The following is a 21357-nucleotide window of genomic DNA, read 5'->3' as shown; positions in this document are numbered from 1 at the left end:
TGGGTTCCCTGCTCTCCTTGTTGGGCCCGAAGTTTCTTAAGGGGGTCTGGGGGCCGACCCCCAGGAATCTTCTGCAATTTCTGCACGGCCCAACCGGGCCGCTGGTCTTGCTTGCTTCTTCTGCGCTAGGTCAGCCGGCCATGCGCCGGGTCGCCTCTTCGAGGCGCTCCGCGACGGTGCCGTTGATGATCTCGTCACCGACCCGCACCGAGATCCCGCCGAGGACCGCGGGGTCCACGTCCAGGTTCAGGTGCATCTGCCGGCCGTAGAGCTTCGCCAGGGCGTCGCCGAGGCGCTGCTTCTGCCGGTCGCTGAGCGGCACCGCCGAGGTGACGACGGCGACCATGCGGTCCCGGCGCTCCGCGGCGAGCTTGGACAGCGAGTCCAGCCCTGCTTCCAGGCTACGTCCACGGGGCTGGGTGACCAGGCGGACGATGATCCGCTCGGTTACCGGCTGCGCCTTTCCGCCGAGCAGGCTGCGGAGCAGCTCGCCCTTGGCGGACGCCGTGGCCGTACGGCTGGTGAGCGCGGAGCGCAGCTCCTTGTCGGAGCCGACGATCCGGCCGAACCGGAACAGCTCGTCCTCGACGTCGTCGAGGCCTCCGCCGCGCTGGGCCGCGGTGAGGTCTGCGGTGTTCGCCAGCTCCTCGACCGAGTCCACCAGGTCGCGGGACTGCGACCAGCGGGACCGGACCAGTCCGGAGACCAGGTCGACGGTCTCGCCGCCCACCTGCCCGCCGAGCAGACGCGCGGCCAGCTCGGCCTTGCTCTCGCCGCTCTGGGCCGGGTCGGTGAGGACCCGGCGCAGGGATACTTCGCGGTGGAGCAGCGCGGTGACCGATGCCAGCTCCTCGGCGAGCTTCGCCGCGTCGACCGACGTGTTGTCGGTCAGCGCGTCGAGACGCTCGCGTGCGGCAGCCAGTGCTTCGCGGCTCGCGCCGTTCATCGTGCGGCCTCGGCCTTCGCCTCGAGCTCGTCGAGGAAACGGTCGACGGTGCCGCTCTGCCGGGCGTGGTCCTGGAGGGACTCGCCGACGAGCTTGCCGGCCAGGTCGGTGGCGAGCTTGCCCACGTCCTGACGCAGCGCCGAGGCAGCGGCCTTGCGGTCTGCCTCGATCTGGGTGTGGCCGGCGGCGATGATCTCTTCGCGCTGCCGCTGACCTTCCGCCTTCATCTCCTGGATGATGACGGCACCCTGCTCCTGCGCCTCCTGGCGCAGACGGGCGGCTTCGTGACGGGCCTCGGCGAGCTGAGCCTTGTACTGCTCAAGAACGCTCTGGGCCTCGGTCTGAGCCGCTTCGGCCTTCTCGATGCCACCTTCGATCGCCTCGCGACGCTCGTCCAGGGCCTTGTTGATGGCCGGGAGGAGCTTCTTGTAGAAGACGAAGAAGACAATGCTGAAGCAGATCAGGCCGATGACAATCTCGGGCCAGACCGGAAACAGCGGTGACTGCGGCTCCTCAGCTGCCAGATGCAACATGGTGGACCTTTCGTCGAAAACGTATCGTCAGGTCGCCTGGACTACTTCGGGTAGATGAAGGGCGCGACGAAGCCGATCAGGGCCAGGGCCTCGATGACGGCGAAGCCGAGCAGCATGTTCTGGCGGATGAGGCCGGCAGCCTCGGGCTGGCGGGCGATGGCCTGCACGCCGTTACCGAAGATGATGCCGATGCCGACGCCGGGGCCGATCGCCGCGAGGCCGTAACCGATGGTGCCGATGTTGCCCGTGACGGCTGCGAGAGTCTCAGACATTGATCTGTGATTCCTTCTCTTGATTGGCCGGTGGAGATTGCATCCACCGGACGTCTAGGGGGTGTCCGGGTGGTGGCCCGGATGTCCTCAGTGCGCTTCTTCGAGCGCCTGGGACAAGTACGTGGCGGTCAGCACGGTGAACACGTACGCCTGGAGCGCCTGGATGAACATCTCGAAGACGGTCAGGGCGAGCGTCACAGCGAACGACGCGGTGGCGTACACGGTGCCGAGCACAGTGCCCAGCATGTACCAGGTCGCGATCGTGAAGACCAGGATGAGGATGTGACCCGCGAACATGTTCGCGAAGAGCCGGACCGCCAGCGTGAAGGGTCGCACGAAGATGTTCGAGACGAACTCGATCGGCGTCAGGATCACGTAGATCGGCTTGGGCAGGCCGCTCGGTACGCACAGGTTGCGGATACCGCCCACGAAGCCGTTGTTCCGGAACGTCACCGACATGTAGACGACCCAGACCAGCAGCGCCAGTCCGACCGGGTAGGCGATGAGCGAGGACACCGGGAACTGTGCCAGCGGGATGATCGCCCAGAGGTTCATCATCCAGACGAAGAAGAACAGCGACACCAGCAGCGGGACGAACGGCTCGCCCTTCTTACCGATGATCTCCTTGGCGATGCCCCGGTGCACGAAGTCGTAAAGAACTTCGGCGACCATCTGCAGCTTGCCCGGAACGACCTTGGGCTTGGAGAAGCCCATCCAGAACAGGGTCAGGATCGCGATCGTTCCGATGATCGCCAGCAGCATCGGCTTGTTGAACTCGACCGGACCGATGGTGAAGATCGGGTCGAAGATGAACGACCACGCGCTCGGGGCTGGGAATCCGCACGAGCCCTGGAACAGGTGGCAGTCAACCTCGAAGGCGAGCGTCTGGGCGTCAGCAGTCACCAGGAGCTCCTTCTGCATGGCGCATGGATACGGCTACCTCGTTGTATCGGAGCGGCTGGCAGCCGCAGGTCGGCACCGGACTGGTTCTTACGGTGGGGAGGCGGCGGCCGGGCCCGAAGCCTCGCGATGTATCAGGCGACAGCCGTGTTGTCCGCGCCCGCAGTACCGCAACCGAGACCGGACGATAGCAGCATGTCGAACAGGGCTTTATCCCGGCCCTACTGGTCATGCTTTCCCTCAGTTCCACCCGGGGTGTTCCGGCTCTCCGCCTCCGGATCGACGTACAGGGTCTTGCTCCTGGCGTGCAGCACGGTCTGCGTGATGATCCATGTGATCACCGAGGCGACCAGCGTGAGGGCGAAGACCTGTAGGTCGAAGAGGGAGGTGTTCCTGATGCCCATGATGAGGCCGAGCAGGAGCACGAGCTGGACCGAGTAGACCAGCAGTCCCATGCCCTGGAAGAGGTGAGGCATCGACTTGGCGACCCACTGCAACGCCAGCTGTCCGAGGGCCATGAAGAGGATGACCACCACGCAGCCGACCACGGCCCCGATCGCCCCCTCGCCGCCGACGACGAGCCCGCCCACGAGCGTGGCGATGGCTCCCACTGCGGCGGTGGGGGTGGCGATGCGCAGTAGTTCGCGCATGTCGGACTGCATGGCGGCAGCTCCACTGGTCTGAGAGGAGGAATGGGGCGTCGTCATGGACGAGCGTAGGCCCGGTCCGCGAGGCGGATTTTCGGGCCAATGGACCGTCTCACTAGGGTCCTTCGGCTCCGTCACCGGGTCTCGTGAACGGTATCACAAACTATTTGATGAGGTCTTTACCTGGAAAGTGTGCCACCTGTCACACATGAGAGTTACTCCGCGCGTGTGTGCACGACAAGGCGGCGCAATGTCTGGTAATGCACCGCGGGTTCCGAATCGTCAGCGCGAGGAGTCGACGGAACGGCGATCCGGGAACCGCGAACGAGCACCGATCGCGGTAGCGCCGTTGACACCGGACACTCCGACCGCCACGGGAGCCCGTTCGGCGGCCTCCTCGCCCATCTGAGCGTCTGCCGAGCCCTGTTGGGCCCCGGAGGCCACGAGCGCCGGCTTCTCCTCGTACGAAGGGGAGGACGCCTGCTCCGCCGCGTGCCGGCGGTAGCGCGGCGGCACGAAGCGGTTGGCCCAGTGCGGGGCCCGCGGGGTGAAGCGCGGCATCAGCAGCAGGATGAGGCCCACCGCGCTCGCCGCGATGATGACGAACACGATCCACGAGGACGCCGAGTGCACCGAGTAGCCGACGGCGCCGAAGGCGATGAGGGCCGACCAGAAGTACATGATCAGCACGGCCCGGCTGTGCGAGTGGCCGATCTCCAGCAGCCGGTGGTGCAGGTGGCCCCGGTCGGCGGCGAACGGCGACTGGCCGTTCCAGGTGCGACGGACGATGGCGAGGACCAGGTCGGCGGCCGGGATCGCGATGATCGTCAGCGGCAGCACCAACGGGATGAAGACCGGGAGCAGCGCGTGGGTGGCCTCGCGCTCGCTGCCCTCGAAGAGCTTCATCAGGTCCGGGTCGACCTGGCCGGTGATCGAGATCGCGCCCGCCGCCAGCACCAGGCCGATCAGCATCGAGCCCGAGTCGCCCATGAAGATCCGCGCCGGGTGCATGTTGTGCGGCAGGAAACCGAGGCACATGCCCATCAGGATCGCCGCGAACAGCGTCGCGGGGGCCGCAGCCTCGATCCCGTACCCCATCCAGAGGCGGTAGGCGTACAGGAAGAACGCCGCCGACGCGATGCACACCATGCCCGCCGCGAGCCCGTCCAGGCCGTCGACGAAGTTGACCGCGTTGATCGTGATGACGACCAGCGCCACCGTGAGCAGCGTGCCCTGCCACTGGGTGAGGGCGACCGTGCCGACGCCGGGGATCGGCAGCCACAGGATCGTGAGCCCCTGGATGACCATGACGGCGGCGGCGATCATCTGGCCGCCGAGCTTGATCAGGGCGTCGATCTCGAACTTGTCGTCGAGCACGCCGATCAGCCAGATCAGGGCGGCGCCGGAGAGCAACGCCCTCGGCTCGTTGGAGAGTTCGAAGACGCTCTTCAGGTTGTACAGGTGGTCGGCGACGATCAGTCCCGCACACAGTCCGCCGAACATGGCGATCCCACCGAGCCGAGGAGTCGGCTCCCGGTGGACGTCGCGCGCGCGGATCGCGGGCATCGCCCCGACCGCGATGGCGAACTTACGCACCGGTCCGGTCAGCAGATAGGTCACCGCTGCCGTGACACAGAGCGTCAGCAGGTAATCACGCACGGGCTGCCCCAGAGAACTCGCCGGCCATCCAAAAACCACACCCTAGTCTCTTGAACAAGGACTCCACGGTACGGGTGATGGTTGCACAGGGTTCGTCTGCCCCGGATACGGCGGAGTCCGCTACCCCGGATAGGGCGGATTGCGCGCGGCCAGTTCACGGACCTCCGCCGCGATCGGGCTCACATCGCCCGGCTCCCGTACGGCCGCTCCGAACAGGGCCGCGATCCGGGCCATGTCCCCGTCGTCCATCCCCTGCGTGGTGACGGCGGCGGTGCCCAGGCGGATGCCCCGGGCGTCCCCGTACGGCAGTGCGCAGGTGTCCAGGACCATGCCGGCGGCCGACAGCCGCATCCGGGCGGTGCGGCCGTCGACGCCGAGCGGGGCCGGGTCCGCGACGATGATGTGGGTGTCCGTGCCGCCCGTGGTCACCTCGAACCCCTCGGCCTCCAGACCGGCGGCGAGCACCCGGGCGTGGGCGACGACCTGGTGGGCGTAGAGCGTGTACGCCGGTGTCTCCGCCTCCCCGAACGCGACCGCCTTCGCCGCCACCGTGTGCATCTGCGCCCCGCCCTGGGTGAACGGGAACACCGCCCGGTCGATCCGCTCGGCCAGCTCCGCGCCGCACAGGATCATGCCGCCGCGCGGGCCGCGCAGCACCTTGTGCGTGGTGGCGCAGACCACGTCGGCGTACGGGACCGGGCTCGGCGCCGCTCCCCCGGCGATCAGCCCCATCGGGTGGGCGGCGTCCGCGATCAGATACGCCCCGACCTCGTCGGCGATCTCCCGGAACAGCTCGTAGTCGGGGTGGCGGGGGTAGGAGATCGAGCCGCAGACGATGGCCTTGGGGCGGCGGGCGCGGGCCAGGGCGCGGAGCCGGGTGTAGTCGATGAGCCCGGTGTCCGGGTCCACCTCGTAGCCGGCGAAGTCGAACCAGCGGCCGGAGAAGTTGCCCGGCGCCCCGTGGGTGAGGTGTCCCCCGTACGGCAGTCCCATCGCGAGCACGGTGTCGCCGGGGCGCAGCAGCGCGGCGTACGCGGCGAGGACGGCCGAGGAGCCGGAGTGCGGCTGGACGTTGGCGTGCTCGGCGCCGAAGAGGGCGGTGGCCCGGCGGACCGCGATGCGTTCGGCGGCGTCCGCGTGCTCGCAGCCGCCGTGGTGGCGGGCGCCCGGGTACCCCTCGGCGTACTTGTTGCCGAGCGGGGAGCCGAGGGCCGCGAGGACCGCGGGCGACTGGAAGTTCTCGGCGGCGATCAGCTGGAGGGTGGTGGCCTGCCGGCCGCTCTCGGCGAGCAGGACACCGGCGATCTCCGGGTCCTGGCGGAGCAGGGCGCCGAAGTCCTGGGGCAGGGCGTCGGGCGGGGGTGACACGGCTGCGGGTGCGGCGGGCGAGGTGACCGGCATGGGACGGCTCCGGGCCAGGAGGTGGGTGCGCCGGCGAGAGGTGCCGGTGCCAGCTCCAATGTAGGCCGGGGCCGGGCGCCGTGCCCGCTGTCGCGGGATGCCGTACGCCGGTCGGCGCACCAGCCCTTCGACCACGGCGCGGGCAGGCCGCTCAGCTCGGAGCGCGTACGCCGGTGAGCGCGGTGACGACCGGGTCGAGGGCCTGGTTGATCTCGTCGCCGATGGAGCGGAAGAAGGTGACGGGAGCGCCGTAGGGGTCGTAGACCTCGTCCGCCTCGGCGGTCGGGGCCAGCAGCCAGCCGCGCAGCGCGGCGGCGGCGCGCACCAGGGCACGGGCGCGCTCGACGACGCCCTCGTCGCGCGGGTCGGGCAGGGTGGCCGGGTCTATGGCCCGCACCAGTCGGGTGAACTCCTTGAGCGTGAACGTGCGCAGGCCCGCGGAGTGACCCATGGAGATGACCTGGGCGCGGTGGTCGCGGGTGGCGGTGAGGACCAGGTCGGCGCGGATCACGTGCTCGTCGAGGAGCTCCCGGCCGACGAAGCCGGTGGCGTCCGCGCCGAAGTCGGCGAGGACGACCTCGGCGTTGGCCTCCATGGGCGCGCCTTCATGGCCCCAGGTGCCCGCGCTCTCCACGATCAGGCCGCCGCTGAGCGGGTCGCCGAGGCGGTCCACCAGGGCATGGCGGGTCAGCCGCTCGGTGATCGGTGAGCGGCAGACGTTGCCGGTGCTGACGTGGAGGATGCGGAAGGTGTCGGTCCGCCCCGCTATGCCACGCCCCTCGGGGGCGGTCAATTGGCCACCTCGAGGTCGGGGACCACCTTGCGCAGCTCCTCCGCGGAGAGGGCGCCGGCGCGCAGCAGGACCGGGGTGGCGCCGGTGACGTCGACGATCGAGGACGGCACGATGCCGGGCGTCGGGCCGCCGTCGAGGTAGACGGAGACGGAGTCGCCGAGCATGCCCTGGGCGGCGTCGCAGTCCTCCGGTGCGGGGTGTCCGGTGAGGTTGGCGCTGGAGACGGCCATCGGGCCGACCTCGGTCAGCAGCTCGATGGCGACCGGGTGCAGCGGCATCCGGATGGCGACGGTGCCCCGGGTGTCGCCGAGGTCCCACTGGAGGGAGGGCTGGTGCCGGGCGACGAGGGTGAGGGCGCCGGGCCAGAAGGCGTCGACGAGCTCCCAGGCCTCCTCCGAGAAGTCGGTGACCAGGCCGTGCAGGGTGTTCGGCGAGCCGATGAGGACGGGGGTGGGCATGTTGCGGCCCCGGCCCTTGGCGTCCAGCAGGTCCGCGACGGCCTCCGAGGTGAAGGCGTCCGCACCGATCCCGTACACGGTGTCGGTGGGCAGCACGACCAGTTCGCCCCGGCGGACGGCCGATGCGGCCTCGCGCAGGCCCGTGGTCCGGTCGGTGGCGTCGTTGCAGTCGTATCGCCGAGCCATCAGCCGGCCTCCTGGAGCGGGTACGGGTACGGGTGGTGGTGCCGGGGGCCGGTCACGGCATGGCCCTGCGGGCGGTGGCGAACCGGGGCCGCTTGTTCAGGTCGGGGTGGTCGGCGGCGTCCGCCCAGCCCCGCTCCTCGGTGAAGATCCACGGCACCTGGCCGCCCTGGGTGTCGGCGTGCTCGATGACGACGAGGCCGCCGGGGCGCAGCAGGCGGTGGGCGGTGCGTTCGATGCCGCGGATGAGGTCGAGGCCGTCCTCGCCGGAGAACAGGGCCATCTCCGGGTCGTGGTCACGGGCCTCGGGGGCGACGTACTCCCACTCGGTGAGCGGGATGTACGGCGGGTTGGAGATCACCAGGTCGACCTGGCCGTCGAGCTCGGGAAGGGCGCTCAGGGCGTCTCCCCTGTGCACGGTGACCCTGGAACCCTCGGCGTTCTTCCGGGTCCACCTGAGGGCGTCCTCGGACAGCTCCACGGCGTGCACCTTGGAGCGGGGGACCTCCTGCGCGATGGCGAGCGCGATGGCGCCCGATCCGGTGCACAGGTCGACGACGACGGGCTCGACGACGTCCATCGCGCGCACGGCGTCTATGGCCCAGCCGACGACGGACTCGGTCTCCGGGCGGGGCACGAAGACACCGGGTCCGACCTGGAGCTCCAGGTAGCGGAAGAAGGCGCGGCCGGTGATGTGCTGGAGGGGTTCGCGGGCCTCGCGGCGGGCGATCGTCTCCCAGTACCGGGCGTCGAAGTCCGTGTCGGGCACCGTGTGCAGCGCGCCCCGCTTCACTCCGTGGACGAAGGCCGCGAGTTCCTCGGCGTCGAATCGCGGTGAGGGGACACCGGCGTCGGCCAGCCGCTGGGTGGCCTGGGCCACCTCGGCGAGCAGCAGGTTCATCGCGGTTCTCCGTACGGGTTACGGGCGTGCGGGGCGGGCAGGTCGCTTACGCGTTGGCGAGCTTGGCGGCGGAGTCGGCGTCGACGCATGCCTGGATGACGGAGTCGAGCTCTCCGTCGAGCACCTGGTCCAAGTTGTACGCCTTGAAGCCGACGCGGTGGTCGGAGATGCGGTTTTCCGGGAAGTTGTACGTCCGGATCTTCTCGGAGCGGTCGACGGTACGGACCTGGCTGCGGCGTACGTCGGAGGCTTCCTGCTCGGCGGCCTCCTGGGCGGCGGCCAGCAGCCGGGAGCGCAGGATGCGCATGGCCTGCTCCTTGTTCTGGAGCTGGCTCTTCTCATTCTGGCAGGAGGCGACGACGCCGGTCGGCAGGTGCGTGATGCGGACGGCCGAGTCGGTCGTGTTGACGGACTGCCCGCCGGGGCCCGAGGAGCGGTAGACGTCGATACGGAGATCGTTGGCGTGGATCTCGACGTCGACCTCCTCGGCCTCGGGAGTGACGAGCACGCCCGCGGCGGAGGTGTGGATACGGCCCTGGGACTCGGTGGAGGGCACCCGCTGCACGCGGTGCACGCCGCCCTCGTACTTCATCCGGGCCCAGACACCCTGGCCGGGCTCGGTGGCGCCGTTGCCGCCCTTGGTCTTCACGGCGACCTGGACGTCCTTGTAGCCGCCGAGCTCGGACTCGGTGGAGTCGATGATCTCGGTCTTCCAGCCGATGCGCTCGGCGTAGCGCAGGTACATGCGCAGCAGGTCGCCCGCGAACAGGGCGGACTCGTCGCCGCCGGCGCCCGCCTTGATCTCCAGGAGCACGTCCTTGTCGTCGCTGGGGTCGCGCGGGACGAGGAGGAGGCGGAGCTTCTCGGTGAGCTCTTCGCGCTGCTTCTCCAGGTCCTTGACCTCGGCGGCGAAGTCGGGGTCGTCCGCGGCGAACTCGCGCGCGGTCCCGATGTCCTCGCCGGTCTGCTTCCAGGCCCGGTACGTGGAGACGATCGGGGTCAGCTCCGCGTAGCGCTTGTTCAGCTTGCGCGCGTTGGCCTGGTCGGCGTGGACCGACGGGTCGGCGAGCTGCTCTTCGAGACCGGCGTGTTCACCGATCAGTTCCTCGACCGCCTCGAACATTCGGGGGCTCCTGGTTGCTCTGCGTCTGCGGGCCTGCTGGAGGGCGTATTGCCGGGTGGGGTGTCCGGAGGGCTCCCCCGGACACCCGACCGGAAAAAACGCCGGTTCCGACGCCCCCGGGAAGAGGGCGCCGAGAACCGGCGCTGTGGCTCGCTACTTGCTGGCGGAGCCGGCAGCCTTGCCGAAGCGGGCCTCGAAGCGGGCCACGCGGCCGCCGGTGTCGAGGATCTTCTGCTTGCCCGTGTAGAACGGGTGGCACTCGGAGCAGACGTCGGCGCGGATGTTGCCGCTGTCGATGGTGCTCCGGGTGGTGAACGACGCACCGCAGGTGCAGCTGACCTGCGTCTCGACGTACTCGGGGTGGATGTCGCGCTTCAAGGTGTCTCCTAGTTTCGGGAGGGCGCCGGGTCGTCCGCGCGGATTGCGCGGCCGTGAACCGGGGCCGACGTACCAGTCTGCCAGGACCGGCCGTATCTCCCAAAACCGGGGGCGGAGCACAGGTATTCCCCGAACGCTCCGCGCACACGGCGTGACCGCCCGGTTCCGTGCGCCGTCGGGGCTACTCGACGACCTTCGCGGCGTCGCCCTTGTCGCCGGCCGACTCCTCGGTGGCGGAGGCGGGGATCGGCCGGTCGTTCTGGAGGGCGGCCCAGACCTGGCGGCCGGCCTTCTCCTGGGGCAGGACCCGGTTCGGGTCGGCCGGATCGTACTCCACGGGCAGGGTCACCATGTGGATGTTCTTCGCGTTCAGCCCCTTGAGGCCGCCCGCGAACCCGGTGAGCTTCTTGACCGAGCCGAGCCCGGAATCGGTGGTGACGGCCTTGGTGGCGGCGTCCGCGAGGCCGAACAGCCTCTTGGGGCTGGAGAACACCCCGACGCTCTTCGCCTGCTCCATCAGCGCCTTGATGAACGCCTGCTGGAGCTGGATGCGTCCCAGGTCGCTGCCGTCGCCGACGCTCTTGCGGGTACGGACGAGGCCGAGGGACTGCTCGCCGTTCAGGGTGTGGGTGCCCGGCTCCAGGTCCAGGTGGCTCTTGGAGTCGTCGATCGCGGCCTTCGTGGTGATCTCGACACCGCCGAGTTCGTCGATGAGCTCCTTGAAGCCGGTGAAGTCGACTTCCAGGTAGTGGTCCATGCGGATGCCGGACATCGACTCGACGGTCTTCACCGCGCAGGCGGGCCCGCCGACCTCGTAGGCGGTGTTGAACATCGCCCGGTGCGCGGCGCCGACGGGATCGCCCGTCGTGTCGCTCTCGCAGGCGGGGCGGTCTATCAGGGTGTCGCGCGGTATCGAGACGACACTCGCGGACTTGTGACCCTTGTCGACGTGCACGACCATCGCGGTGTCGGAGCGGGCCGCGCCCTCGTCGACGCCGTACTTCCCGTTGTCACCGGAGCGCGAGTCGGAACCCAGCACCAGGATGTCCTGCGAGCCGTCGTCCACGTCGTCGGGACGGTCGGCGCCGAGCTTGGCGTCGATGTCGATGCTGGAGAGGTTGCCGTCGAGCGCCATGTACGCGTATCCGAGTCCGGCCCCGCCGACGACCACGACGCCCGCCACCGTCCAGGCCGCGACGACCTTGGCACGGTGCCGGCCCGAGGGCTTCCGCCGTCGGCTGCCGGTGCCACGTATGCGGCCCGTGCTCCTGCTCTGCTCGCTCACGCGTCTCCTCGTCGCTCCTGTTGCTCCGCGCCCCCGGAGCCATGGTTCCGGGAGGGTTTGTCATCTCTTGATCAGACGACGGAGCAGCAAGAAGGGTTGCACAGGGGCCTGTGTGCCCGGCTCGGACGGCAGGCGCGGTGCACGGGCCGGCGGCAGGCCGGTGATCCGGCGTCCACCTGCGGTTTCCCGGCCACCGCCGGCCCCGGCCGGAGCGCCGTCGGGCGGTCCACCGTGTGGCAAAGGTCTCGGGCCGGGCCGGCGGACGCGCGAAGGCCTCCGTCACCGGAGTGACGGAGGCCTTCGCGCTCAACTGCCGGACGAACGTCAGTCGTTGCCGTTTCCGCTGCCCGGCGTCGTCTTCTGGATCTGGAGCAGGAACTCCGCGTTGGACTGGGTCTTCTTCATCCGGTCCAGGAGGAGCTCGATCGCCTGCTGCTGGTCGAGCGCGTGCAGCACCCGGCGCAGCTTCCAGACGACCGCCAGCTCGTCGGTGCCGAGCAGGATCTCCTCCTTACGGGTGGAGGACGCGTCGACGTCCACCGCCGGGAAGATGCGCTTGTCCGAGAGCTTCCGGTCGAGCTTGAGCTCCATGTTGCCGGTGCCCTTGAACTCCTCGAAGATCACCTCGTCCATGCGCGAGCCGGTCTCGACGAGCGCGGTGGCCAGGATGGTCAGCGAGCCGCCGTCCTCGATGTTGCGCGCGGCGCCGAAGAAGCGCTTCGGGGGGTACAGCGCGGTCGAGTCGACACCACCGGAGAGGATGCGGCCGGAGGCCGGCGCCGCGAGGTTGTACGCGCGGCCCAGGCGGGTGATCGAGTCGAGCAGGACGACCACGTCGTGACCCAGCTCGACGAGGCGCTTGGCGCGCTCGATGGCCAGCTCGGCGACGGTGGTGTGGTCCTCGGCGGGGCGGTCGAAGGTCGAGGAGATGACCTCGCCCTTCACCGACCGCTGCATGTCGGTGACCTCTTCCGGACGCTCGTCGACGAGGACGACCATCAGGTGGCACTCGGGGCTGTTGACCGTGATCGCGTTGGCGATGGCCTGCAGGATCATGGTCTTGCCGGTCTTCGGCGGGGCCACGATGAGCCCGCGCTGCCCCTTGCCGATCGGGGCCACCAGGTCGATGATCCGCGTCGTCAGGATGTTGGAGTCGGTCTCCAGACGGAGCCGGTCCTGCGGGTAGAGCGGGGTCAGCTTCTGGAACTCGGGCCGGCCGCGGCCGGACTCGGGGGCCATGCCGTTGACCGAGTCGAGGCGGACCAGCGCGTTGAACTTCTCGCGCCGCTCGCCGTCCTTGGGCTGACGCACCGCACCGGTGACGTGGTCACCCTTGCGCAGGCCGTTCTTGCGGACCTGGGCGAGCGAGACGTACACGTCGTTCGGGCCCGGCAGGTAGCCGGAGGTCCGGATGAACGCGTAGTTGTCGAGGATGTCCAGGATGCCCGCGACGGGGATCAGGACGTCGTCGTCGGCCACCTGCACGTCGCTCGCGAAGTCGTCGCGCCCGCGACGGCCCCGGCGGTCCCGGTAGCGGCCGCGACGGCCGCGACGGCCGCCCGCCTCGTCGTCGAAGTCGTCCTGCGGACCGTTGTCACGGTTCTGCTGGCCCTGACCCTGGCCCTGGCGCTGCGGGCGCTGCCCGCCGCCGCCCTGCTGGCCCTGGTCGTCGCCCTTGCCCCGGCGGTCGCGCTGACGCTCGCGGCGGTCGCCACGCTCACCGCGGTCGCCACGCTCACCCCGGCCCTGACGGTCGCCGCGACGGCCCTCGGCCGTGTCGGCGGCGGCCTCGGCCTTGGCGTCGCCCTTCGGCTCGCCCCGCTCCTCGGTCTTCTGCTCGGCCTGGGGCTCCGCCTTGGCCTTGACCTCGGTCTTGGTGTCCGGGCTGCCCGCCTGCGCGGTCGCACGGCGGCGACGACGCTCGCCCGCGGGCTGGTCGTCGCTGGCCGGCTGTCCGGGGATGTCGATCTGCTGCTGGGCGGCCGTGTCCTTCTCGGCGGCGGCAGCGGCGCCCTCGTCCCCGGTGCGCGCCTTGGAGGTCGCGCGGCGCTTCGGCTTGCTCTCCGCCTCGGCGGGGGCCTCGGCGGCCTTGGAGGAGGTCTTGGGGGCGGCGGATCCGCCGCCCGCCTGCGCCTCCTTGATGACCTCGATCAGCTGGCTCTTGCGCATCCGCGCGGTGCCCCTGATGCCGAGGCCGGACGCGACCTGCTGCAGCTCGGCCAGGACCATGCCCTCGAGGCCGGTGCCGGAGCGGCGGCGCCGTGCGGTGGTGCCAGTGGCAGCACCTTCGGCGGGCGCGGCGCTGTCGACGTTCTTGTCGGCAGTGACGCCCATCAGATCGGTGGTGTCGCTCACGAAGGGTCCTTCCCTGGAGCGGACGTCGGCCTTCTGGCTCGGCGACCGGTTGTGCTGTCCGACTGCGGTCTGTTGATCTTGCTGGATCGCGGACCTTGCCGGGGCGGTGGTCCGCCGGGTACGGCGGAGAGATGAACGTACGGGGTCCGGCGCGAGATCCCCCTGCTCGGCCCACTCCTGGACCAGCGAGGGGTGTCGTGCCGGTTCCGGAGCGTGCTCGAAACTGCTCAGGCAGGCTGCTCAGGCAGTTGGGGAGGCTCCCGGAAGAATGGTGGTCCCGGAGGGGGACACGAAGCAACGCGCCTCAAAGACGTCGGTTGCAGACTTGAGGTTAACACTACCGGCTCCAACAAACATTCCCCCTCTCGCTCACCGGTAATCACATGCGGTTACGCGGCCAGCGGCAGCACACTGGCGCCCGTCGCGTCGAGGGCCAGCCGGTTCGCCGCCCAGCCCTCCCCCGCCAGTCGGGCGACCTTGTCGGCCGAGCCTTCCTCCGTCAGCGCGAGGACCGTGGGCCCCGCGCCGGAGATGACCGCGGGCACACCGTCGGCGCGCAGACGGTTGACCAGTTCCACGCTCTCCGGCATGGCGGGACCCCGGTATTCCTGGTGGATCCGGTCCTCGGTGGCGGCGAGCAGCAGCTCGGGCCGACGGGTCAGGGCCTCGACGAGCAGGGCCGCCCGGCCGGCGTTGAGGGCCGCGTCGACGTGCGGGACGGTGCGCGGGAGCAGGCCGCGCGCCGTCTCGGTGAGCACCGGGCGTCCGGGGACGAAGACCACCGGGACGACGGAGTCGGCGGGATCCATCCTGATCGCCCGGGCCGCGCCGCCGTCCATCCAGGCGAGCGTGAAGCCGCCGAGCAGACAGGCCGCGACATTGTCGGGGTGCCCCTCGATCTCGGTCGCCAGCTCCAGCAGGGCCGCGTCGTCGAGGCGGGCGTCGCCGCCGGTCGTCACGGCGCGGGCGGCGACGATTCCGGCGCAGATGGCGGCGGAGGAGGAGCCGAGGCCGCGGCCGTGCGGGATGCGGTTGGCGCAGACGATCTCCAGCCCGCGGGGCTGGCCGCCGAGCAGGTCGAACGCGGTGCGCAGGGAGCGCACGAGCAGGTGGCTCTCGTCGCGGGGCAGCGTCTGGCTGCCCTCACCTGCGATGTCGATGTGCAGCCCGGAGTCGGCGACCCGGACGACGACGTCGTCGTACAGCCCCAGCGAGAGGCCCAGGGCGTCGAAACCCGGGCCCAGGTTGGCGCTGGTTGCGGGGACGCGCACCCTGACGGCGGCGGCTCGGAACGCGGGACCGGCCATCGGTCGGACCACTCCTTGTAAGGCGGCGGGGATGCAGTGCGGGTGGCTCTGCGGCGGCGGGGCGTGAGGGCGGGGCTATGGGCGGGTGCGAACGGCGGGGGTCATGGCAGTGGGGGTCGCGGCTGTGCGGAGGGCTCCGAAACGGTGCGGGAATCCGGCGGCCTGCCCGACGGCCACGACGGGGACCGCAGGCCTGGCGGTCCGGCGGGCGGATGCCGGGCGGATGGGGTACAGCTTATCGAAGGAAGGTTCTGTGGCGACATAGGGCGCACAGGAGGCGCACGATGCGTGTCGCCCGCCTCGCATGCGCTCTCCGCCCCGGAAAAGGGCTGGTTGGGCCGGGTTGTCGCGGTTGCCCCGGGTCGGCCGCGGCCGGCCCGGGGCCGGATCAGACGAGTCCGAGCTTCTCGGCGGCGGTGGCCGCGTCGACCGGGACCGTGACCGGCTGCGGGGCGCCCGCGACGGCCCAGTCGGGGTCCTTGAGGCCGTTGCCGGTGACCGTGCAGACGATGCGCTGGCCGGGGTCGACCCTGCCCTCCTCGGCGGCCTTGAGCAGGCCGGCGACGGACGCGGCCGACGCGGGCTCCACGAAGACGCCCTCCTGGGAGGCCAGCAGCCGGTACGCGGACAGGATCTGCCGGTCCGTCACCTCGTCGATGAAGCCGCCCGACTCGTCGCGCGCGGCGAGCGCGTAGTCCCAGGAGGCCGGGTTGCCGATGCGGATCGCGGTGGCGATGGTGGACGGGTCCTTGACGACCTCGCCGCGCACGATGGGCGCCGAGCCGGAGGCCTGGAAGCCCCACATGCGCGGGGAGCGGGTCGAGACGCCGTCACCGGCGTACTCGGTGTACCCCTTCCAGTACGCGGTGATGTTGCCCGCGTTGCCGACCGGCAGGACGTGGATGTCGGGGGCGTCGCCGAGCGCGTCGACGATCTCGAACGCGGCGGTCTTCTGACCCTCGATACGGACCGGATTGACCGAATTGACCAGCGCCACCGGGTAGTTGTCCGAGAGCGAGCGGGCCAGGGTCAGGCAGTCGTCGAAGTTGCCGTCGACCTGGAGGATCGTGGCGCCGTGCACGAGCGCCTGGCCCATCTTGCCGAGCGCGATCTTGCCCTGCGGTACGAGGACGGCGCAGACCATGCCCGCGCGCACCGCGTACGCCGCGGCGGAGGCCGAGGTGTTGCCGGTGGAGGCGCAGATGACGGCCTTCGCCCCCTCCTCCTTGGCCCGGGTGATGGCCATGGTCATACCGCGGTCCTTGAACGAACCGGTGGGATTGGCGCCCTCGACCTTGAGGTGCACCTCGCAGCCCGTGCGCTCGGAGAGGACCTGCGCCGGAACGAGCGGCGTACCGCCCTCACGAAGCGTGACGACGGGCGTCGTAGCTGTGACCGGAAGCCGGTCCCGGTACTCCTCGATGATGCCGCGCCACTGGTGGGTGCCCTTGCTGGTCATGGGTCCTTTACTCCCCTTCAACACGCATGATGCTGGCGACACCGCGCACGGTGTCGAGCTTGCGCAGCGCTTCGACGGTCCCGGAGAGGGCGGCGTCGGGCGCGCGGTGGGTGACGACGACGAGGGAGGCCTCGCCGTCCTTTCCCTGCTGGCGGACCGTATCGATGGATACGCCCTGCTCGGCGAAGACCGTCGCGACCTGGGCGAGGACGCCCGGCTTGTCGGCCACGTCGAGGCTGATGTGGTACCGCGTGACGACCTCGCCCATGGGGCTGACCGGCAGGCGGGTGTAGGCGGACTCACCGGGACCGGTGGCCTCGCCCAGTTTGTTGCGGCAGACCGCGACGAGGTCGCCGAGGACCGCCGAGGCGGTCGGCGAACCGCCGGCGCCGGGACCGTAGAACATGAGCTGGCCCGCGGCGTCGGCCTCGATGAAGACCGCGTTGTACGCCTCGCGGACCGAGGCCAGCGGGTGGCTGAGCGGGATCATCGCGGGGTGCACGCGGGCGGTGACGGAGGCGCCGTCGGCGGCGCGCTCGCAGATGGCCAGCAGTTTGACCGTGCAGCCCATCCGGCGGGCGGAGGCGATGTCGGCGGCGGTGACCTCGGTGATGCCCTCGCGGTGCACGTCGCCGATCTTGACGCGGGTGTGGAAGGCGATCCCGGCGAGGATCGCGGCCTTCGCGGCGGCGTCGAAGCCCTCGACGTCGGCGGTCGGGTCGGCCTCGGCGTACCCGAGGGCGGTGGCCTCGTCGAGCGCCTCGGAGTAGCCGGCGCCGCTGGTGTCCATCTTGTCGAGGATGAAGTTGGTCGTGCCGTTGACGATGCCGAGCACCCGGTTGACCTTGTCCCCGGCGAGCGACTCGCGCAGCGGCCGCACCAGCGGGATCGCCCCGGCGACGGCGGCCTCGTAATACAGATCGCGGCCGTACTTCTCGGCGGCGGCGTGCAGGGAGGCGCCGTCCTCGGCGAGCAGCGCCTTGTTCGCGGAGACGACGCTCGCACCGTTCTCGAAGGCGGTGGTGATGAGCGCACGGGCCGGCTCGATGCCCCCGATGACCTCGATGACGATGTCGATGTCGCCGCGCCGCACGAGCGCGGTCGCGTCGGTGGTGACCAGTGCGGGGTCGATGCCCTCACGCACCTTCGAGGGCCGGCGGACGGCCACACCGGCGAGCTCGACGGGCGCGCCGATGCGCGCCGCGAGGTCGTCGGCGTGCGTCGTCATGATGCGCGCCACCTCTGAGCCGACCACTCCACAGCCCAGCAGCGCCACCTTCAGCGGACGCGTACGCATCATCCGACCTCGTTTCTCATACCTAGACCCTCCGGCGATTGGGGGGCGGCGTCACGGGGCTGGGCACGCACTCCCCCAAGCTCTCGGCTTCGCTCGAGCAGGGAGGGGCCCCCTCCGGCGTTGTCGTCAATCACCATGGCTCTGCCATGCCTCAATCCTCCGCCTTGCAGCTGCACGCACCCAGCCCCGCTTCTTCTCCCACCCCCCAATCGCCGGAGGGTCATGCTCATGTGTGGACCAGTCTCACTCACCGGACGGGAGTTCCTGACCCCCGTCCGGATCCTGAGATGACTATTTCATCAGCCGACATCGAGGCGCAGGAGATCTTCCTCCGTCTCGCGCCGGACGATGACGCGCGCCTCTCCGTCGCGGACCGCGACGACCGGCGGGCGCAGTGCGTGGTTGTAGTTGCTCGCCATGGAACGGCAGTACGCGCCGGTGGCGGGGACGGCGATCAGATCGCCGGGGGCCAGGTCGGCGGGCAGGAACGCGTCCTTGACCACGATGTCGCCGCTCTCGCAGTGCTTGCCGACGACCCGGACGAGCATGGGTTCGGCGTCCGAGGTGCGGGAGACGAGCGCGACGCTGTACTCGGCGTCGTACAGCGCGGTGCGGATGTTGTCCGACATGCCGCCGTCGACGCTGACGTACGTCCGCAGCCCCTCCAGGGGCTTGATCGTGCCGACCTCGTACAGCGTGAACGCGGTGGGTCCGACGATGGCCCGCCCCGGCTCGACGGAGATACGGGGGGTGCGCAGCTTCGCCGACTCGCATTCGCGGGTGACGATGTCGCTGAGCGCCTTGGCGATCTCGTGCGGTTCGCGGGGGTCGTCCTCGGAGGTGTACGCGATACCGAGACCGCCGCCGAGGTCGATCTCGGGCAGCTCGACGCCGTGCTCGTCGCGGATCTCGGCGAGCAGCTGCACCACGCGCCGGGCGGAGACCTCGAAGCCGGCCATGTCGAAGATCTGCGAGCCGATGTGCGAGTGGACGCCGATGAGTTCGAGCCCGTCGAGGGCGAGCGCGCGGCGCACGGCCTCGGCGGCCTGCCCGTCGGCGAGCGCGATCCCGAACTTCTGGTCCTCGTGCGCGGTGGCGATGAACTCGTGGGTGTGGGCCTCGACGCCGACGGTGACGCGGATCTGCACGCGCTGGCGGACGCCGTGCCGCTGGGCGATGTGGGCGACGCGGACGATCTCCTGGAAGGAGTCGAGCACGATCCGCCCGACGCCGGCCTCGACGGCCCGCTCGATCTCGGCGACGGTCTTGTTGTTGCCGTGGAAGGCGATGCGCTCGGCGGGCATCCCGGCGTCCAGTGCGGTGGTCAGCTCACCACCGGAACAGACGTCGAGATTCAGCCCCTCCTCCTTGAGCCAGCGCACCACGGCACGGGAGAGGAAGGCCTTCCCGGCGTAGAAGACGTCGGCGTCCGGCCCGAAGGCATCCGCCCAGGCGCGGCAGCGGGCCCGGAAGTCGCTCTCGTCGAGGAAGTAGGCAGGCGTGCCGAACTCCTCCGCGAGCCGGGCGACGGCGATCCCGCCGACGGTGAGGGCGCCGTCCGCGTCGCGGGTGACGGTACGCGACCAGACCTTCTCGTCGAGGACGTTGAGGTCGGCGGCGGGCGCGGAGTAATGGCCCTCGGTGAAGACGTCGGCGTGGCGGGGTCCTGCGGGGTGTGCGGAGCGGCTCATCGTGATGGTTCTCTCGGGTCTCTTCTGATCGCGTCAGAGGTGTTCGGGCGCACGGATGCCGAGGAGGGACAGGCCGCCTGCCAGCACCGTCCCGGCGGCTTCGGCGAGAGCCAGCCGGGAGCGGTGGGCGGCCGAGGGTTTCTCGTCACCGGCGGGCAGGGACGGGCAGGAGTCGTGGAAGTCGAAGAACGCGTGCGCGACGGCTTCCAGCTGCCGGGCGACCCGGTCGGGCGCGCGGTGACGAGCTCCGGCGAGCAGGACGCCGGGGTGGTCGGCGATGAGGTCGAGGAGGGGGCGGGCGGCGCGGTCGTACGGGGCTTGGCCCTCGGCGTGGTCTTCGGCGTGCGGGGCGGGCTCGGCGTGGCTTCCGCCGTACGGGGCGGGCTCGGCGGTGAAGCCGAGGAGGGCGGCCCCGCGGGTGAGGGCACGGGTCCTGGCGTGGGCGTAGCGCACCCGGAAGAGCGGGTTGGTCTCACCCTGGACGAGCAGTTCGGGTCCGAGGGCGGCGCGGTCGTGCCCGGCGGGCCGCAGGAGCCCCCAGAGGGCCGCGTCGGGCCCGAGCCGCTCCAGCAGCTCCCCCGCGGTGGCCGCGGCGGGGACGGGCCGGATGCCGGTGTGCGGCACGGGGGGCGTCCCGTGCGTGTCGACGGTGACGCCGAGGCGGGCCCAGTCCGGGTCGGGCGCCTCCTCGCAGCTGATCCGGGCCCGGGCGCCCTGGGAGATGACGAGCCGGCGCACGGCATGGGCGGTGACGGCGGCGCGCACCTCCCGCGCGTGGTGGAGCTGGAGGACCTCGTCCCGGAGCGCGTCCCCGTGCCCGTACGCGAGGCCCTGTTCCCGTACGGCGTCGAGCACGGCCCGGTCGCCCTCGGCCGGGGCGTCGAGCGTGAAGCTCAGGAACCCCGGCCCGGTGATCTCGACCCGCCCGACGCCGGGCTCGGCGGCGACGCGTTCCCGCAGGATGCGGGCGACCTCCAGGGCGGGCAGCGCGGCGGGCCCGGCGAGCTGGAGCGCGACGGCACAGGCGTAGTCCCCGCTACCGCCGGGCCGTGTCCTCTCCACTCGCACGCGCGCGGGCACGGGTGCGCGCAACGCATCCTCGTCGACCGCGCGGCGCACGGCGTGCAGCACGGTCCGGGAGAGGTCGGCGGGGGTCACGGGTCAAGCGTAGGCGAGAGAGGGGGGCACTTCGCGACCCGGTTTCGCCATCCGGTCGGCCGGGGCCCACGTTCCACCGCCCTGACCGGCCGGGGCCACGTTCCACCGCCCTGACCGGCCGGGGCCACGTTCCACCGCCCTGACCGGCCGGGGCCCGCCGTGGCCGCCAGGGCCCCGGCTTCGACGCCCCGGTCAGCCGGCGGTGCTCCCCGCCCGCCCGGCGCCGTGCCGCCCGTCCACCGAGGGCTCTTCCTCCCCCGTCACCAGTCGGCGCATGATCCGCACCAGCTCGCTCGGCTCGAACGGCTTCGCCAGAAACGCGTCGACCCCGGCCGCCACGCCCGCGTCGACCTCGTAGGGCGTACAGGCGCTGATGACGGCGATGGGAAGGCCGCGGGTGCGGGGATCGGCGCGCAGGCGGGTGGCGGTCTCCAGACCGTCCAGCCGGGGCATCACGACATCGAGGGTGATGGCGTCGGGGCGGACCCGCTCGACCAGGTCCAGGCACTCGACGCCATCGGCCGCGGTCACGACCTCGAAGCCCTCCAGCTCGAGATTGACCCTGATCAGCTGCCGGATGACCTTGTTGTCGTCGACAACAAGCACGCGGC

General features: G+C 70.8%; 20 protein-coding genes. All 20 read right to left on the bottom strand.

The genetic code is table 11. The annotated features are described in order from the left end of the window. Positions 1 to 130: 130 nt before the first annotated feature. Positions 131 to 946 carry a F0F1 ATP synthase subunit delta gene (locus B9S58_RS25070; protein WP_103534323.1) on the bottom strand — a complete coding sequence of 272 codons (816 nt, stop codon included), beginning with the start codon at positions 944 to 946 and terminating at the stop codon, positions 131 to 133. After that, the gene (locus tag B9S58_RS25065; RefSeq protein WP_015611376.1) at positions 943 to 1479 is read right to left on the bottom strand and encodes a F0F1 ATP synthase subunit B; all 537 of its coding nucleotides are present in this window, start codon (positions 1477 to 1479) and stop codon (positions 943 to 945) included. Before B9S58_RS25065 ends, B9S58_RS25070 begins: the two co-directional genes overlap by 4 nt. Positions 1480 to 1520: 41 nt before the next feature. Further along, positions 1521 to 1751 (bottom strand): ATP synthase F0 subunit C, encoded by a 231-nt coding sequence (gene atpE / locus B9S58_RS25060; protein ID WP_007447723.1) that lies wholly within the window; start codon positions 1749 to 1751, stop codon positions 1521 to 1523. 87 nt (positions 1752 to 1838) lie between these two features. Beyond that, positions 1839 to 2672: a F0F1 ATP synthase subunit A gene (gene atpB / locus B9S58_RS25055; RefSeq protein WP_103534322.1), complete on the bottom strand. Its 834-nt coding sequence runs from the start codon at positions 2670 to 2672 to the stop codon at positions 1839 to 1841. Positions 2673 to 2872: 200 nt separating this feature from the next. Then, complete coding sequence (locus tag B9S58_RS25050) at positions 2873 to 3313, bottom strand: hypothetical protein (protein WP_103534321.1); 441 nt, start codon at positions 3311 to 3313, stop codon at positions 2873 to 2875. A gap of 267 nt (positions 3314 to 3580) precedes the next feature. Next, positions 3581 to 4969 carry an MraY family glycosyltransferase gene (locus tag B9S58_RS25045; RefSeq protein ID WP_181009447.1) on the bottom strand — a complete coding sequence of 463 codons (1389 nt, stop codon included), beginning with the start codon at positions 4967 to 4969 and terminating at the stop codon, positions 3581 to 3583. Positions 4970 to 5077: 108 nt separating this feature from the next. Then, positions 5078 to 6358: a serine hydroxymethyltransferase gene (gene glyA / locus B9S58_RS25040; protein ID WP_103534319.1), complete on the bottom strand. Its 1281-nt coding sequence runs from the start codon at positions 6356 to 6358 to the stop codon at positions 5078 to 5080. A gap of 151 nt (positions 6359 to 6509) precedes the next feature. Next, positions 6510 to 7151 (bottom strand): protein-tyrosine-phosphatase, encoded by a 642-nt coding sequence (locus B9S58_RS25035; protein ID WP_103534318.1) that lies wholly within the window; start codon positions 7149 to 7151, stop codon positions 6510 to 6512. After that, a complete protein-coding gene (locus B9S58_RS25030; protein WP_006127582.1) occupies positions 7148 to 7795 on the bottom strand; it encodes an L-threonylcarbamoyladenylate synthase in 648 nt (215 codons plus the stop codon). Before B9S58_RS25030 ends, B9S58_RS25035 begins: the two co-directional genes overlap by 4 nt. A 52-nt stretch (positions 7796 to 7847) precedes the next feature. Then, positions 7848 to 8693 carry a peptide chain release factor N(5)-glutamine methyltransferase gene (gene prmC / locus B9S58_RS25025; RefSeq protein WP_103534317.1) on the bottom strand — a complete coding sequence of 282 codons (846 nt, stop codon included), beginning with the start codon at positions 8691 to 8693 and terminating at the stop codon, positions 7848 to 7850. Between the two features lie 46 nt (positions 8694 to 8739). Further along, entirely contained in the window at positions 8740 to 9816 is a 1077-nt protein-coding gene (gene prfA, locus B9S58_RS25020) for a peptide chain release factor 1 (protein ID WP_103534316.1), read from the bottom strand. Positions 9817 to 9969: 153 nt separating this feature from the next. After that, positions 9970 to 10194 (bottom strand): 50S ribosomal protein L31, encoded by a 225-nt coding sequence (rpmE, locus tag B9S58_RS25015; RefSeq protein WP_018958997.1) that lies wholly within the window; start codon positions 10192 to 10194, stop codon positions 9970 to 9972. Between the two features lie 181 nt (positions 10195 to 10375). After that, positions 10376 to 11479, bottom strand: a complete 1104-nt coding sequence (locus B9S58_RS25010) for an LCP family protein (RefSeq protein ID WP_103534315.1) — start codon at positions 11477 to 11479, stop codon at positions 10376 to 10378. A gap of 324 nt (positions 11480 to 11803) precedes the next feature. Then, the gene (gene rho, locus B9S58_RS25005) at positions 11804 to 13834 is read right to left on the bottom strand and encodes a transcription termination factor Rho (RefSeq protein ID WP_103534314.1); all 2031 of its coding nucleotides are present in this window, start codon (positions 13832 to 13834) and stop codon (positions 11804 to 11806) included. A gap of 389 nt (positions 13835 to 14223) precedes the next feature. Continuing rightward, positions 14224 to 15141, bottom strand: coding sequence for a homoserine kinase (thrB, locus tag B9S58_RS25000; RefSeq protein ID WP_103534313.1), 918 nt, complete (start codon positions 15139 to 15141; stop codon positions 14224 to 14226). A gap of 388 nt (positions 15142 to 15529) precedes the next feature. After that, positions 15530 to 16600, bottom strand: coding sequence for a threonine synthase (gene thrC / locus B9S58_RS24995; protein ID WP_103534312.1), 1071 nt, complete (start codon positions 16598 to 16600; stop codon positions 15530 to 15532). A 7-nt stretch (positions 16601 to 16607) separates the two neighbouring features. Further along, positions 16608 to 17897 carry a homoserine dehydrogenase gene (locus B9S58_RS24990; RefSeq protein WP_103534336.1) on the bottom strand — a complete coding sequence of 430 codons (1290 nt, stop codon included), beginning with the start codon at positions 17895 to 17897 and terminating at the stop codon, positions 16608 to 16610. Positions 17898 to 18196: 299 nt separating this feature from the next. Beyond that, positions 18197 to 19588: a diaminopimelate decarboxylase gene (gene lysA / locus B9S58_RS24985; RefSeq protein WP_103534311.1), complete on the bottom strand. Its 1392-nt coding sequence runs from the start codon at positions 19586 to 19588 to the stop codon at positions 18197 to 18199. A 33-nt stretch (positions 19589 to 19621) separates the two neighbouring features. Next, positions 19622 to 20746, bottom strand: coding sequence for an ArgS-related anticodon-binding protein NrtL (nrtL, locus tag B9S58_RS24980; RefSeq protein ID WP_103534310.1), 1125 nt, complete (start codon positions 20744 to 20746; stop codon positions 19622 to 19624). A 192-nt stretch (positions 20747 to 20938) separates the two neighbouring features. Beyond that, positions 20939 to 21352, bottom strand: a complete 414-nt coding sequence (locus tag B9S58_RS24975) for a response regulator (protein ID WP_103534309.1) — start codon at positions 21350 to 21352, stop codon at positions 20939 to 20941. Positions 21353 to 21357: the final 5 nt, after the last annotated feature.

The sequence above is a fragment of the Streptomyces sp. SM11 genome, from assembly GCF_002910905.1.
GTDB lineage: Bacteria > Actinomycetota > Actinomycetes > Streptomycetales > Streptomycetaceae > Streptomyces.
This window is presented reverse-complemented; position numbering and strand designations above follow the sequence as displayed.

Coding starts and splice junctions, on each gene's coding strand:
- B9S58_RS25070 (WP_103534323.1), bottom strand. CDS start 946: ATGAACGGCGCGAGCCGCGAAGCACTGGCTGCCGCACGCGAGCGTCTC.
- B9S58_RS25065 (WP_015611376.1), bottom strand. CDS start 1,479: ATGTTGCATCTGGCAGCTGAGGAGCCGCAGTCACCGCTGTTTCCGGTC.
- atpE (WP_007447723.1), bottom strand. CDS start 1,751: ATGTCTGAGACTCTCGCAGCCGTCACGGGCAACATCGGCACCATCGGT.
- atpB (WP_103534322.1), bottom strand. CDS start 2,672: ATGCAGAAGGAGCTCCTGGTGACTGCTGACGCCCAGACGCTCGCCTTC.
- B9S58_RS25050 (WP_103534321.1), bottom strand. CDS start 3,313: ATGCAGTCCGACATGCGCGAACTACTGCGCATCGCCACCCCCACCGCC.
- glyA (WP_103534319.1), bottom strand. CDS start 6,358: ATGCCGGTCACCTCGCCCGCCGCACCCGCAGCCGTGTCACCCCCGCCC.
- B9S58_RS25030 (WP_006127582.1), bottom strand. CDS start 7,795: ATGGCTCGGCGATACGACTGCAACGACGCCACCGACCGGACCACGGGC.
- prmC (WP_103534317.1), bottom strand. CDS start 8,693: ATGAACCTGCTGCTCGCCGAGGTGGCCCAGGCCACCCAGCGGCTGGCC.
- prfA (WP_103534316.1), bottom strand. CDS start 9,816: ATGTTCGAGGCGGTCGAGGAACTGATCGGTGAACACGCCGGTCTCGAA.
- thrB (WP_103534313.1), bottom strand. CDS start 15,141: ATGGCCGGTCCCGCGTTCCGAGCCGCCGCCGTCAGGGTGCGCGTCCCC.
- thrC (WP_103534312.1), bottom strand. CDS start 16,600: ATGACCAGCAAGGGCACCCACCAGTGGCGCGGCATCATCGAGGAGTAC.
- B9S58_RS24990 (WP_103534336.1), bottom strand. CDS start 17,897: ATGCGTACGCGTCCGCTGAAGGTGGCGCTGCTGGGCTGTGGAGTGGTC.
- lysA (WP_103534311.1), bottom strand. CDS start 19,588: ATGAGCCGCTCCGCACACCCCGCAGGACCCCGCCACGCCGACGTCTTC.